Below are 14,386 nucleotides of genomic sequence, written 5' to 3'. Positions count from 1 at the left end.
AACCGAGCGGGAGCAAGCTCCCTCGCCACACATTCTCATTCGAAGGAATTTTTCATGACCTCACAACGCGCCACTTCCCGCTCCCAACGCCTGAACCAGATCACCCACGAGCCCCACAGCAAGCTCGACGCGCTGGTCAAGGCCCACGCCCCGTTCGAAACCCCGGCCAGCTTCGCCCGTTTCGTTGTCGCCCAGTACCTGTTCCAGTCGGAACTGGTGGCGATGTACAACGACGCCGAGCTGTCCGCCCTGATTCCCGACCTGCCGGCCCGTTGCCGGGCCGACGCCGCCAAGGCGGATCTCGCCGACCTGGACACCGAAGTCCCCGCGCCGGTGGCCGGTGCGGTGAACAACCCAACCCAGGCCGAAGCCCTGGGCTGGCTGTTCGTCTCCGAAGGTTCCAAACTCGGTGCCGCGTTCCTGATCAAGCGTGCCGTGGGCCTGGGGCTGAGCGAAACCTTCGGCGCCCGGCACTTGGCGGAACCTGCCGGCGGACGCGCCGAAGGCTGGAAAACCTTCACCCGCACCCTCGACGGCCTGGCCTTTACCGAACAGCAGGAAGCCGAGGCGGACAAAGGCGCGCTGGACGCCTTCAATCGCTTCACGGTGCTGCTGGAACAGGCCTATGCGGCCGAGCTGGCCTGACGGGCACTGCCTCCCACTGGGATTTATGGTGGATACATAACTTGCTGCCCCCCAGGAACCCCTGTGGGAGCGAGCTTGCTCGCGATGACGCCAGACCAGTCGCCCTTCATGCGCCTGACACACCGCCATCGCGAGCAAGCTCGCTCCCGCAGTGGAAAGTGCATGTCGGATAGAAATACATGAGCCGCACACCCTCAAAACTCACCCAACGGCTCTTCGCCCTGCTCGCCTACACCAGCCTGGCCATCGGCCTGGTCGCCATCGTCGTGCCCGGCCTGCCGACCACCGAATTCATCCTGCTGGCCGCCTGGGCCGCGACCCGCAGTTCGCCGCGCCTGAGCGCGTGGCTGGAGAACCATCGGCTGTTCGGGCCGATGCTGCACAACTGGCGCAACGGCAAGGTCATCCCGCGCCGGGCCAAGGTCAGTGCCACCGCCAGCATGCTGCTGTGTGCCGGGCTGATGCTGGTGATGCTCGACCAGCGCTGGCCGGTCTACCTGGCGCTCACGGGCATGGGCCTGGGCAACCTGTGGATCTGGTCGCGCCCGGAACAGGTGCAGGGCGCAAGTGGCGAGGCAGTGTGCTCGCGCTGGGCCGCAAAGCGGCCCCCAACGGATTTTTGAACTATGATCGCCCTCTCGCACTGGAGGGCTTTCGATGGCCGATCTGCTCACGTCCATGCAAGCTGCGCTCGGCTTGCCCACGACCCCAATCACCTTCAGCGGAGAAGGCGCCCTGCCCTCGGCATTCGCCGTCACGGAGTTGGCCAGCGCCAGCATCGCCGTGGCCGGCCAGGCGACCGCCGCACTCATCCACCAGCAAACCGGCCGCCTGCCACCCGTCGAGGTCGACCGGCGCCTGGCGTCGTTCTGGTTCTCCACGTCCCTGCGCCCCATCGGCTGGAACGTGCCGCCAATGTGGGACCCGGTGGCCGGCGACTACGCCAGCGCCGACGGCTGGATTCGCCTGCACACCAACGCACCCCATCATCGCCTGGCCGCGGAAAAGGTCCTCGGCACTTGCACCGACCGCGTCGACATGGCGGCGAGGGTGGCCCGCTGGAACAAGGCCGAGCTGGAGCAGGCCGTGGTCGACGCCGGCGGTTGCGCCGCCGAGATGCGTTCGTGGCAGGCCTGGCAAACCCACCCTCAAGGCCTGGCGGTCAATGCCGAGCCGCTGGTGCAACTGAGTGAAACGACTGGGGAGCAGCGCAAGCCCTGGCTCGGCGCCGTGACCCAGCCGCTGGCGGGCCTCAAGGTATTGGACCTGACCCGCGTGCTGGCCGGCCCCGTCGCCAGCCGCCTCCTCGCCGGCCTGGGGGCCGACGTGCTGCGCATCGACCCGCCGACTTGGAACGAGCCTGGCGTGGTCCCGGAAGTCACCTTGGGCAAACGCTGCGCCCGCCTCGACTTGCATCGGGCCGATGATCGAGCGGCGTTCGAGGCATTGCTCAAGGACACCGACATCCTCCTGCACGGCTACCGGGCCGACGCCTTGGAGCACCTGGGCTACGGCGCCGAGCAGCGTCGGCAGATGGCCCCGGGCCTGATCGACGTCAGCCTCAACGCCTACGGCTGGAGCGGCCCGTGGCAAAACCGGCGCGGCTTCGACAGCCTAGTGCAGATGAGCAGCGGCATCGCCGAAGCCGGCATGGCTTGGAAACACAGCGACAAACCGACTCCGCTGCCGGTGCAGGCGCTGGACCATGGCACCGGCTATCTGCTGGCGGCCAGCGTCATTGCGCTATTGACCCGACGTTTGGCGACCGGCCAGGGCGGCTCGGCACGCTTGTCACTGGCGCGCACGGCGAAGCTGTTGATCGAGCGTGGCGCGGGAGACCCAACCCCATTACGGGCCGAGGCCGACGATGATCAGGGACTGGTGGTCGAGCAGACCCCCTGGGGACCTGCCCACCGCCTGCAGGTGCCCTTGAAAATCACCGGGACACCGCTGCAATGGACCTTGCCGGCGGCGGAACTGGGTGCGCATCGGGCACGGTGGTGACGTTCACCACCGGTTTAAAACCGTCCCCCTGTGGCGAGGGAGCTTGCTCCCGCTGGGCTGCGCAGCAGCCCTCTCCAAAAGACACTCCATCAGCTTGAAACACCTTGCCGTCAGGCTTCGGGGTCGCTGCGCGCCCCAGCGGGAGCAAGCTCCCTCGCCACAAGGGTCCGCCTCGACAACGCGGAGAGCCTCACAACGCCAAAAACCCACTGTACAACCCATAAGCCGCCAACCCCGCCCCCGCCGCCACACCCGCAAAAATCACCTTTTCCAGAGACGTAAACAACGGCAGTCCCTGCTCACGCTTGGCCTGGGCAAACAGGATGACCCCCGGCGCATACAACAGCGCCGACAGCAGCAGGTATTTCACCCCGCCGGCATACAACAGCCACACCGCGTAACACAGCGCAATGCCGCCGATGCACAGATCTTTCATGCGCCGGGCCGAGGCCTGTCCATAGGTTTCGCCCCGTGCGCAGAGCAGCACCGCATAGGCCGCCGACCACAGGTACGGCACCAGGATCATCGATGAGGCGAGGTAAATCAGGCTGGTATAGGTGCCGGCGGAAAACAGCGTGATCAGCAAAAAAATCTGGATCATCCCGTTGGTCAGCCACAGCGCGTTGACCGGTGCATGATTGGCGTTCTCCCGGGCCAGGAATGCCGGCATGGTTTTGTCCCGGGCAGTGGCGTAGAGGATTTCCGCGCACAGCAGCGCCCAGGACAGCAGCGCACCAAGCAGTGACACCACCAGCCCCAGGCTGATCAGCAACGCGCCCCAGGGGCCGATAATGTGCTCCAACACCCCGGCCAGGGACGGATTTTGCAGCCGCGCCAGTTCAGGCTGACTCATGACCCCGAGGGACAACACGTTCACCAGCACGAGCAGTGCCAGCACGCCCAGGAACCCGATGACCGTCGCCCTCCCCACATCCGTGCGCTTTTGCGCCCGCGCCGAATACACACTGGCCCCTTCGATGCCGATGAAGACGAACACGGTGACCAGCATCATGTGGCGCACCTGATCCATCACACTGCCCAGGTCCGGATTCATCGCCCCCCAGATGTCACGGCTGAACACCTCGGCTTTGAACGCCACGGCGGCAATGACGATGAACATCACCAATGGCACGACCTTGGCGATGGTGGTCACCAGGTTGATGAACGCAGCCTCCTTGATGCCCCGCAGCACCAAAAAATGCACCGCCCACAGCAGCAACGAGGCACAAGCAATGGCCACCGGTGTGTTGCCTTGGCCGAAGACCGGAAAGAAATAGCCCAACGTGCTGAACAGCAGGACGAAGTAGCCGACGTTTCCCAGCCAGGCGCTGATCCAGTAGCCCCAGGCTGATGAGAATCCCATGTAGTCGCCGAATCCGGCCTTGGCATAGGCATACACCCCCGAGTCCAGCTCCGGCTTGCGATTGGCCAAGGTCTGGAACACGAAGGCCAGCGCCAACATGCCCACCGCCGTGATGCCCCAACCGATCAGCACCGCACCGACATCGGCCCGGGCGGCGATGTTTTGCGGCAAGGAGAAGATCCCGCCACCAATCATCGAACCCACCACCAGTGCGATCAATGCGCCAAGTCGTAGCTTCTGCATCGGTTGCGTCATTTTTTTCTCATCCCTGAAAATATAAATAAGACGTCATAAGCATTGTGAATAACGTCGACAATTAAAAAGTCCGACCATTTATTTACGCGTTATAGAACCCTATTAATCTTAACCCTCGCCCGATTTAGTCTGACTTAATCTAAAAAAACATCGAACATAGCCTAATGACATTAACCTAAAGAACAACCTGAAGAAATTTGCCAACTCAAATAAACCAACTAGCGTCAGTGTTCACGGCGTTAGGCATTCATTTCGCCTGTCTTGTACGAAGCCTCTGCCATGGGCCTCGTCGCTTACTTCAATACGCGAAGAAGGGTTGTTAAGTCTCTCATCAACAATGGAATGTTGCCATGTACTGATCCAGATCAGCGATTGGGTTTGCAAATCGACTTAGGCTGTTAACTCTCTTCTCCAGCATTGGAGTATTACAAATGTCTGATACCCCGGGAAAACTTCGACTGGGTGCGCTGGTCGCCTTGGTAGTGGGTTCGATGATCGGCGGCGGAATCTTTTCCCTGCCCCAGAACATGGCGGCCAGTGCAGACGTCGGCGCCGTGCTGATCGGCTGGGCCATCACCGCCGTCGGCATGCTGACCCTGGCCTTTGTGTTCCAGACCCTGGCCAACCGCAAGCCCGACCTGGACGGCGGCGTGTATGCCTACGCCAAGGCCGGGTTCGGCGACTACATGGGTTTTTCGTCCGCCTGGGGGTACTGGATCAGTGCCTGGCTGGGCAACGTCGGTTACTTCGTGTTGCTGTTCAGCACCTTGGGCTACTTCTTCCCGATCTTTGGTGAAGGCAACACCGTCGCGGCGGTAATCGGCGCCTCGGTGTTGTTGTGGGCAGTGCATTGGCTGGTGCTGCGCGGCATCAAGGAAGCCGCGTTCATCAACCTCGTCACCACCGTGGCCAAGGTCGTGCCGCTGGTGCTGTTCGTGCTGATCGCGGTGTTCGCCTTCAAGCTCGATATCTTCACCGCTGACATCTGGGGCCTGAAAAATCCGGACCTGGGCAGCGTGATGACCCAGGTGCGACACATGATGCTGGTCACCGTGTGGGTGTTCATCGGCATCGAGGGGGCGAGTATTTTTTCCGCCCGCGCCGAAAAACGCAGCGACGTCGGCAAGGCCACCGTGATCGGTTTCATCACCGTGCTGCTGTTCCTGGTGCTGGTGAACGTGCTGTCCCTGGGCATCATGACCCAGCCGGAACTGGCGAAGTTGCAGAACCCGTCCATGGCCGCCGTACTGGAGCATGTCGTGAGGCACTGGGGCGCGGTGCTGATCAGCGTCGGCCTGATCATCTCGCTGCTCGGTGCCCTGCTGTCCTGGGTGCTGCTGTGCGCCGAGATCATGTTCGCCGCCGCCAAGGACCACACCATGCCCGAGTTCCTGCGCCGGGAGAATGCCAACCACGTACCGGCCAACGCCCTGTGGCTGACCAACGCGATGGTCCAGCTGTTTTTGGTCATCACCCTGTTCTCGGCCAGCACTTACCTGTCACTGATCTACCTCGCCACCTCGATGATCCTGGTGCCGTACCTGTGGTCGGCGGCCTACGCCGTGCTGCTGGCGGTGCGCGGCGAGACCTATCAAAACGCCCTGGCCGAGCGCCGCAAGGACCTGGTCATCGGCGCCATCGCCCTGATCTACGCGGTGTGGCTGCTGTATGCCGGCGGAATCAAGTACCTGCTGCTCTCCGCCCTGCTCTATGCCCCCGGCGCGATTCTGTTCGCCAAGGCCAAGCGCGAGTCGGGCAAACCGATTTTCACCTCTGTCGAGAAGCTGATTTTCGCCGCAGTGATCGTAGGCGCCCTGGTGGCGGCCTATGGGCTCTACGACGGCTTCCTGACCTTGTAGTTGGCTGATTGTTTTAACGGGAGGATGTGTAATGACCACGGAAAAAGTGAAGTACGGCGTTCATTCCGAAGCCGGCAAACTGCGTAAAGTCATGGTGTGTTCCCCTGGCCTGGCCCACCAGCGGCTGACCCCGAACAACTGCGACGAGCTGCTGTTCGACGATGTGATCTGGGTCAACCAGGCCAAGCGCGACCATTTCGATTTCGTCACCAAGCTGCGCGAGCGTGATATCGACGTGCTGGAAATGCACAACTTGCTGACCGACATCGTCGCCATCCCCGAAGCCCTGGACTGGATCCTGCAGCGCAAGATCACCGCCAACTCGGTGGGCCTGGGCTTGGTGAATGAAGTCGGTTCGTGGTTGCGCAGCCTGGAACCGCGCCATATCGCGGAGTTCCTGATCGGCGGCGTCTCGGCCGATGACCTGCCGGACAGCTTCGGCGGCAAGACCATCCAGATGTTCCGCGACTTCCTCGGGCACTCCAGCTTCATCCTGCCGCCGCTGCCCAACACCCAGTTCACCCGCGACACCACCTGCTGGATCTACGGCGGCGTGACCCTGAACCCGATGTACTGGCCGGCGCGCCGCCAGGAAACCCTGCTGACCAGCGCTATCTACAAGTTCCATCCCGAATTCACCCAGGCCGAGTTCCAGGTCTGGTACGGCGACCCGGACCAGGAGCACGGCAACGCCACGCTTGAAGGCGGCGATGTCATGCCCATCGGCAATGGCGTGGTGTTGATCGGCATGGGCGAACGCTCGTCCCACCAAGCCATCGGCCAACTGGCGTTGAACCTGTTCAAGCACAAGGCCGTGGAGCGGGTAATCGTCGCCGGCTTGCCGAAATCCCGGGCCGCCATGCACCTGGATACCGTGTTCAGCTTCTGCGACCGCGACCTGGTCACGGTATTCCCGGAAGTGGTGAGCCAGATCGTCGCCTTCTCACTGCGCCCTGACGAAAGCAAGCCCGGCGGTATCGATGTGCGCCGCGAGGACGGCAGCTTCCTCGACACCGTGGCCGCGGCCCTCAAGCTGCCGGCGCTACGGGTGGTGGAAACCGGCGGCAACAGCTTCGCCGCCGAACGCGAGCAATGGGACGACGGCAACAACGTCGTGGCCCTGGAACCGGGCGTGGTGATCGGCTATGACCGCAACACTTACACCAACACCCTGCTGCGCAAGGCCGGCGTGGAGGTCATCACCATCAGCGCCAGCGAACTGGGTCGGGGCCGTGGCGGTGGTCATTGCATGACCTGCCCGATCATTCGCGACCCGATCGATTACTGACCTTTGAGCCAGGGCCGGCAACGCTCTGCATCCCACGGCAGAGACCGGCCCTGGGGATAACCTACACCTGAGGAGTTCCACATCATGGCGTTCAACATGCGCAACCGCAGCCTGCTGAGTCTGATGCACCACACCAACCGCGAGCTGCACTTTCTGCTGGACCTGTCCCGCGACCTCAAGCGTGCCAAGTACACCGGCACCGAACAGCCGCACCTCAAGGGCAAGAACATCGCGTTGATCTTCGAGAAGACCTCGACCCGCACCCGCTGCGCCTTCGAAGTCGCGGCCCATGACCAGGGCGCCCACGTCACCTACATCGACCCGGTGTCGTCGCAGATCGGCCACAAGGAAAGCATGAAAGACACCGCCCGGGTCCTGGGGCGGATGTTCGACGCCATCGAATACCGAGGCTTCGAACAGGAGATCGTCGAGGAACTGGCCAAGTTCGCCGGGGTGCCGGTGTTCAACGGCCTGACCGCCGAATTCCACCCCACCCAAATGATCGCCGACACCCTGACCATGCGCGAGCACAGCGACAAGCCGCTGCATGACATCAGCTACGCCTACCTGGGCGATGCCCGCTACAACATGGGCAATTCGCTGCTGATGATCGGCGCCAAACTGGGCATGGACGTGCGCATCGGCGCACCGAAAGCCCTGTGGCCGCACCAGGACTTCATCGACCAATGCCAGGCCTTCGCCGCTGAAAGCGGTGCACGCATCACCATCACCGAAGACCCGAAGGAAGCGGTCAAGGGCGTGGACTTCATCCATACCGACATCTGGGTGTCCATGGGCGAGCCGGTGGAAGCCTGGGATGAACGCATCGAGCAATTGCTGCCCTACCAAGTCAACGCGCAAATGATGAAAGCCTCGGGCAACCCACGGGTGAAATTCATGCATTGCCTGCCGGCGTTCCACAACAGCGAAACCAAGGTCGGCAAGGACATCGCCGCCCGTTATCCAAACCTGGCCAATGGCGTGGAAGTAACCGAGGACGTGTTCGAGTCCCCAGCCAACATCGCCTTCGAACAGGCGGAAAACCGCATGCACACCATCAAGGCGATCCTGGTGGCGGCGCTGGCGGATATCTGAACACCGCCCGCTCCCATGCTGAAGTGCTCTTCACTGTGGGAGCGAGCTTGCTCGCGATGGCGGAATGTCAGTTTGCATTGATGTTGGATGTGCCGCCGTCATCGCGAGCAAGCTCGCTCCCACAGGAGACTGCGGAGTTCGTTCCATTTTTAAAAGGACAATATCATGCGTATCGTCGTTGCCCTGGGCGGTAACGCCCTCCTGCGTCGGGGTGAACCCATGACCGCAGACAACCAACGCATCAATATCCGCACCGCGACCGAACAGATCGCGAAGATCCACCCCGGCAACCAACTGGTCATCGCCCACGGCAACGGCCCGCAGGTGGGCCTGCTGTCATTGCAGGCGGCAGCCTACACCTCGGTCACGCCGTATCCGCTGGACGTGCTCGGCGCCGAAACCGAGGGCATGATCGGTTACATCATCGAACAGGAATTGGGCAACCTGCTGGACTTCGAAGTGCCTTTCGCAACGCTGCTGACCCAAGTCGAAGTCGACGCCAACGATCCTGCTTTCAAGAAGCCGACCAAACCGATCGGCCCAGTCTACGACAAGGTCGAAGCCGAAAAACTGGCCGCCGAGAAAGGCTGGGCCATCGCCCCGGATGGCGAGAAGTTCCGCCGTGTGGTCGCAAGCCCCAGGCCCAAGCGCATCTTTGAAATCCGCCCGATCAAATGGCTGCTGGAAAAAGGCAGCATCGTGATCTGTGCCGGCGGTGGCGGCATTCCGACGATGTACGACGCCGACGGCAAGCTGCAAGGCGTGGAAGCGGTGATCGACAAGGACCTGTGCTCGGCGCTGTTGGCCGAACAGCTGGAAAGCGATCTGCTGGTGATCGCCACCGACGTCAACGCCGCGTTCATCGACTTCGGCAAACCGACCCAGAAAGCCATCGCCCAGGCCCACCCCGACGAAATGGACCGGCTCGGCTTCGCCGCCGGCTCCATGGGGCCGAAGGTGCAGGCCGCCTGCGAATTCGCGCGCAACACGGGCAAGGTCGCGGTGATCGGGTCGCTGTCGGACATCGATGCTATCGTCCAAGGCACTGCCGGCACCCGCATCAGCACGTCGACACCCGGCATCGCTTATCGATAACAGGAAACTTGCGGGGCGGATCCAGGGTCTGTCCTACACCCACGCCTTCGAAGGAGAGTCGTTTTATGGCCATGTTCGAACCCGGTCACCTGCACATGGAGCGCCATGCGCTGAACAAGGATGATTTCAGCTACAACCTGTGCATCGACTACAAGGTTGAGCAGAACCCCGAAGAGGGCACAGGCATGTCGTTCCAGATCCACGGCACGGTCGAGGACAAGGCCCTGGACGAGACCTTCTTCCTGGCCAAGGACCAGGCCTTCGACTTCGCCCGCCATGCCACGCGTATCGCCCAGAAATACGGCTTGCCCAAGACCGCCAGCATCGGCTCGATGCACAAGTACTACGACGAAATGTTCGAAGACGTGCGCAAGCAACTGGACGTCAAGCCAGGGGATCCGATGAAGCCTGAACATCTGGCGTAACCAACCTCAAAGCCCCCTATCCCCTGTGGGAGCGAGCTTGCTCGCGATAGCGGAGTGTCAGCTTGCATCGATGCCGGATGTGCCGCCGTCGTCGCGAGCAAGCTCGCTCCCACAGGGATATCAGCGTCTTGAATATCGGGTTAAATGCAACACTTGCCCGGCTGGCAACCCGCCACGGCTGACCTATGCTCAATGTAGTACCCCCGGGTATTCGTTCAGAGGTCACCGCCATGAACATCAAAATAAAAAGACGCCTCGCCATTTTCGTCACCTGCGCCGCCACGCTTGCGCTATATGGCACTGCGGCCTACCGGGTCGAGCAGGCCAGGCAACTGCCCCGTGAACACGCCAGTTGCAACTTCGAACGCTGCATCCCCCACAGCGCGACCCTGAACGCCCTGCGCTGAGGCGTGGTCAGTCGTCCTGTTGATCGGTCTTGAGCCGGTCCCGGAACGCCTTGGGCGAGATGCCGACGCGCCGGCGGAACAGCCGGGTGAAGTTGGTCGGGTCGGAAAACCCGAGCAGTTCGGAAATCTCGTAGATGGTCATGCCGGTGTAGGTCAGCAGGCGCTTGGCTTCCAGCAACTGGCGCTCATGCATGATCTGCAATGCCGGTTGCCCCGCCAGTTCCCGGCAGGTGCCGTTGAGGTGCGACACGGAAATGCCCAGGCGATGGGCCAGATCTTCGACCTTGACGTGCTCGCGATAGGTTTCTTCCACCAACTGAATGAACCCGTTGAGGTATTCCCGGGCCCGTTGCGGGCGCTGGGCCTGGGTGTGGCGTTGCATCACCTGGCGGCTGACCCAGACCATGATCACGCTGACCAGCGCATGCATCAGCATTTCCCGAGCCGGCTGATGCCCCATGTATTCATTCTGCAAGGCGCTGAACAGGCTGTTGAGGTACTCGGCATTCTCAAGGGCGGGGTAGCTTTCGGCCTGGGCCAGCACATTGACCGAATGCCCCAGTTGCGCTTGCAGGTGTGTGACCAGCGGCGCCGCCAACGTCACCACGTAACCTTCCACATCCTCGGAAAAACGAAAGCCATGGACCGACAGCGGCGGCAGGATCTGCACGGCTGGCTCGGTGAGCTGGGTGCGCCGGCCTTCGATTTCCAGTTCCGCCTGGCCCTTGAAGACAAACAACAACTGACACAGATCGGCGTGCCGATGGGGCTTGATTTCCCATTGATGCTCGCGACTGCGCTTGGAGATGGTTTCGCAGTGCAGCAGGTCCGGCGTCGGCCATTCCTGGCTTTCACCGTAGAGCTTGAACACCGGGATCGAAGGCAGATCAGGTTTTTTCATAACGTGGATCCGGGCCTGGGGTTGCGGGCGATAATCGCACCAATTGGCAGAAAGTACAGGTATCGGCTCAGTTTTCCCCTTCAACTGACAGGTCCGCAAGCGAAAAATGTAGGCACTCGGTCCACAACAATCAACACCGACCCTGGTCGCGTGCTTCGTGCGAGTCATAAGAACAATGAAAACCCTCAAGACCCAAGTCGCTATTATCGGTGCCGGCCCCTCTGGCCTGCTGCTCGGCCAGTTGCTGCATAACGCTGGAATCGACACTGTCATCCTCGAACGCCAGACCCCGGACTATGTACTGAGCCGCATCCGCGCCGGTGTGCTGGAGCAAGGCATGGTCGAACTGCTGCGCCAGGCGGGCGTCGGCCAACGCATGGACGCCGAAGGCCTGCCCCATGACGGCTTTGAACTGGTGCTCAACGATCGGCGGGTGCACATTGACCTCAAGGGCCTGACCGGCGGTAAAAACGTCATGGTCTACGGCCAGACCGAAGTCACCCGGGACTTGATGGCCGCTCGCGAAGCCGCCGGCGCCCGCACCCTCTACCTGGCCAGCAACGCCCAGCCCCACGACATGCAAACCGAACACCCCTTCGTGACCTTCGAGCATGAAGGGCAAACCTGGCGCCTGGACTGCGACTACATTGCCGGTTGCGATGGTTTCCACGGCGTGGCGCGACAGTCCATTCCGGCAGAAAAACTCAAGGTCTTCGAGCGCGTCTACCCGTTTGGCTGGCTCGGCGTGCTGGCCGACACCCCGCCGGTCCACGAGGAGTTGGTCTACGCTCGGCACGCCCGCGGTTTTGCCCTGTGCAGCATGCGCTCCAAGACCCGCACCCGTTACTACCTGCAAGTCCCTGCCGAGGAGCAAGTGGCCGACTGGCCGGACGAGCGTTTCTGGGGTGAACTGAAAAATCGCCTGCCCGCCGACTTGGCCGAAGCCCTGGTAACCGGCCCGTCCATCGAGAAAAGCATCGCGCCGCTGCGCAGCTTCGTGGTCGAGCCGATGCAGTACGGGCGGATGTTCCTGGTGGGCGATGCGGCCCACATCGTCCCGCCGACCGGGGCCAAGGGGCTGAACCTGGCGGCCAGCGATGTCAGCACGCTGTTCAACATTCTGCTCAAGGTCTATCGCGACGGCCGTGTGGATTTGCTGGAGCAATATTCGGCCATCTGCCTGCGGCGCGTGTGGAAAGCCGAGCGGTTCTCGTGGTGGATGACTTCGATGCTGCACCGCTTCGACGACGATGCCTTCAACCAGCGCATCAGCGAAGCCGAACTGGAATATTTCCTCGACTCCGAGGCCGGCCGAAAAACCATCGCGGAAAATTACGTCGGACTTCCTTACGAGGCTATCGAATAGCCGCCTACCGACTTAAACTGCGGGCTTCGTCCCATTCGCCTCTTCGGCGCAATGCCCGCAGGTTCTGCCGTGACTCAGCTCAATACACTCCAAGCCCCGAAACCGGCCATCCGCAGCGTGCTGGTGGCCTTGATGCTGGCGATTTTCCTGGGTGCGCTGGACCAGACCATCGTCGCCGTCTCGATGCCGGCCATCTCCGCACAATTTTCCGACGTCAGCCTGCTGGCCTGGGTGATCTCCGGCTACATGGTCGCCATGACCGTGGCGGTGCCGATCTACGGCAAACTCGGCGACCTCTACGGGCGCCGGCCGCTGATGCTGTTCGGCATGGGCCTGTTCACCCTGGCCTCGCTGCTCTGTGGCCTGGCACAAAACATGGAGCAACTGGTACTGGCGCGGATCGTCCAGGGCATCGGCGCCGGCGGGATGATTTCGGTGAGCCAGGCGATCATCGGCGACATCATCCCGCCCCGCGAACGGGGTCGCTACCAGGGGTATTTCAGCAGCATGTACGCGGTGGCCAGCGTGGCCGGGCCGGTGCTCGGTGGTTATATGACCGAATACTTGTCGTGGCGCTGGGTGTTCTGGATCAACCTGCCGCTGGGCCTCACGGCCTGGTGGGTGGCCCGACGTACCCTGGTGGGGCTGCCAGTGCCGCAACGCACGCCGATCATCGACTACCTGGGCACCGTGTTGCTGATCATCGGCCTGACGGCGTTGCTTCTGGGGATCACCGAGGTCGGCCAGGGCCATGCCTGGCACAGCCATGAAGTGCTGGGGCTGCTGGGGTGCGCGGGGATAGCCCTGGGGGTGTTCGTCTGGCACGAACGCCGGGCGCGGGAACCATTGCTGCCGATGCACCTGTTCGTCAACCGCAGCGCGGTGCTGTGCTGGTGCACGGTGTTCTTCACCAGTTTCCAGGCGATATCCCTGACAGTGCTGGTGCCGTTGCGCTTCCAGAGCGTGACCGGTGCCGGTGCCGACAGCGCGGCCTTGCACTTGTTGCCACTGGCGATGGGGTTGCCGATGGGCGCGTATTTCGCCGGCCGCCGTACCTCGGTCACGGGGCGCTACAAACCGATGATCCTGAGCGGCGCCCTGCTCGTTCCATTCGCCATCCTCGGCATGGCTTTCACCCCGCCTGACGCGTTCTGGCTCAGCAGCCTGTTCATGCTGCTCAGCGGCATCGCCTCCGGCATGCAGTTCCCCACGTCGCTGGTGGGTTCGCAGAACTCCGTGCACCAACAGGACATCGGCGTCGCCACCAGCACCACCAACCTGTTCCGCTCCCTTGGCGGCGCGGTGGGTGTGGCCCTGATGTCGGCGTTGCTGCTGGCCTTGCTGCAGGATTCAAGCTTCGCCCGGCTCGCCGGCTCGTCGCTGATCGGCGAAGGGCATTCCGGCAACGTCTTGCTGGACGGCCTGAGCGCCGCCCCGGGGGAGGCGCAGCATGCCTTGCGCCAGGCATTGCAGGCGACGTTCCGGGATTTGCTGTTGATCAGCGCGGCGGTGTCGTTACTGGGACTGGCGGCGGCAGTGGCGATGCCCGATCGCCTGCTGCGAGGGCGGGATGAAAAGTTGGATAACCTGTAAGACACGATCTCTGTGGCGAGGGAGCTTGCTCCCGCTGGGGCGCGAAGCGGCCCCAAAAATGTTGCGGTCGCTGCGCAACCGAGCGGGAGC

13 protein-coding genes are annotated in these 14,386 nt (G+C 62.5%); 11 read left to right on the top strand and 2 right to left on the bottom strand.

What is annotated here, in order from left to right; genetic code table 11:
• Positions 1 to 54 precede the first annotated feature (54 nt).
• The 3 genes from AC515T_RS06210 to AC515T_RS06200 all read left to right on the top strand — a co-directional run bounded on the left by AC515T_RS06210 (position 55) and on the right by AC515T_RS06200 (position 2,649).
• Entirely contained in the window at positions 55 to 645 is a 591-nt protein-coding gene (locus tag AC515T_RS06210; protein ID WP_496531814.1) for a biliverdin-producing heme oxygenase, read from the top strand.
• A 179-nt stretch (positions 646 to 824) separates the two neighbouring features.
• A complete protein-coding gene (locus tag AC515T_RS06205; protein WP_496531813.1) occupies positions 825 to 1,268 on the top strand; it encodes a YbaN family protein in 444 nt (147 codons plus the stop codon).
• Between the two features lie 34 nt (positions 1,269 to 1,302).
• Entirely contained in the window at positions 1,303 to 2,649 is a 1,347-nt protein-coding gene (locus AC515T_RS06200; protein ID WP_496531812.1) for a CoA transferase, read from the top strand.
• A gap of 190 nt (positions 2,650 to 2,839) precedes the next feature.
• Here the strand turns inward: AC515T_RS06200 and arcD (AC515T_RS06195) are convergent, their stop codons facing one another.
• Complete coding sequence (gene arcD, locus AC515T_RS06195) at positions 2,840 to 4,267, bottom strand: arginine-ornithine antiporter (RefSeq protein ID WP_496531811.1); 1,428 nt, start codon at positions 4,265 to 4,267, stop codon at positions 2,840 to 2,842.
• A 431-nt stretch (positions 4,268 to 4,698) separates the two neighbouring features.
• Here arcD (AC515T_RS06195) and arcD (AC515T_RS06190) point away from each other — a divergent pair, with 431 nt between their 5' ends.
• From arcD (AC515T_RS06190) to AC515T_RS06165, 6 genes are all read left to right on the top strand, one after another.
• The gene (arcD, locus tag AC515T_RS06190; RefSeq protein ID WP_496531810.1) at positions 4,699 to 6,126 is read left to right on the top strand and encodes an arginine-ornithine antiporter; all 1,428 of its coding nucleotides are present in this window, start codon (positions 4,699 to 4,701) and stop codon (positions 6,124 to 6,126) included.
• A gap of 31 nt (positions 6,127 to 6,157) precedes the next feature.
• Positions 6,158 to 7,414 carry an arginine deiminase gene (gene arcA / locus AC515T_RS06185; RefSeq protein ID WP_496531809.1) on the top strand — a complete coding sequence of 419 codons (1,257 nt, stop codon included), beginning with the start codon at positions 6,158 to 6,160 and terminating at the stop codon, positions 7,412 to 7,414.
• 84 nt (positions 7,415 to 7,498) lie between these two features.
• On the top strand, positions 7,499 to 8,509 hold the full coding sequence (locus AC515T_RS06180) for an ornithine carbamoyltransferase (RefSeq protein WP_496531808.1): 1,011 nt from the start codon (positions 7,499 to 7,501) through the stop codon (positions 8,507 to 8,509).
• Between the two features lie 165 nt (positions 8,510 to 8,674).
• Complete coding sequence (arcC, locus tag AC515T_RS06175) at positions 8,675 to 9,604, top strand: carbamate kinase (protein ID WP_496531807.1); 930 nt, start codon at positions 8,675 to 8,677, stop codon at positions 9,602 to 9,604.
• 65 nt (positions 9,605 to 9,669) lie between these two features.
• Entirely contained in the window at positions 9,670 to 10,029 is a 360-nt protein-coding gene (locus tag AC515T_RS06170; RefSeq protein WP_496531806.1) for a DUF5064 family protein, read from the top strand.
• Positions 10,030 to 10,259: 230 nt separating this feature from the next.
• A complete protein-coding gene (locus AC515T_RS06165; protein ID WP_163006774.1) occupies positions 10,260 to 10,436 on the top strand; it encodes a hypothetical protein in 177 nt (58 codons plus the stop codon).
• Between the two features lie 7 nt (positions 10,437 to 10,443).
• On the opposite strand, the gene AC515T_RS06160 is transcribed toward AC515T_RS06165, so the two are convergent.
• The gene (locus AC515T_RS06160; RefSeq protein ID WP_305482870.1) at positions 10,444 to 11,337 is read right to left on the bottom strand and encodes a helix-turn-helix domain-containing protein; all 894 of its coding nucleotides are present in this window, start codon (positions 11,335 to 11,337) and stop codon (positions 10,444 to 10,446) included.
• Between the two features lie 175 nt (positions 11,338 to 11,512).
• Between AC515T_RS06160 and pobA the strand changes: the two genes are divergently transcribed.
• Together pobA and AC515T_RS06150 are read left to right on the top strand one after the other, a co-directional pair.
• Positions 11,513 to 12,703: a 4-hydroxybenzoate 3-monooxygenase gene (gene pobA / locus AC515T_RS06155; protein WP_496531805.1), complete on the top strand. Its 1,191-nt coding sequence runs from the start codon at positions 11,513 to 11,515 to the stop codon at positions 12,701 to 12,703.
• Between the two features lie 69 nt (positions 12,704 to 12,772).
• Positions 12,773 to 14,296: an MDR family MFS transporter gene (locus tag AC515T_RS06150; protein ID WP_496531804.1), complete on the top strand. Its 1,524-nt coding sequence runs from the start codon at positions 12,773 to 12,775 to the stop codon at positions 14,294 to 14,296.
• Positions 14,297 to 14,386 lie beyond the last annotated feature (90 nt).

It is taken from the genome of Pseudomonas sp. FSO-7 (genome assembly GCF_059579345.1).
The sequence above is the reverse complement of the archived record's forward strand: the minus strand, read 5'-3'. Positions and strand labels throughout refer to the sequence as shown.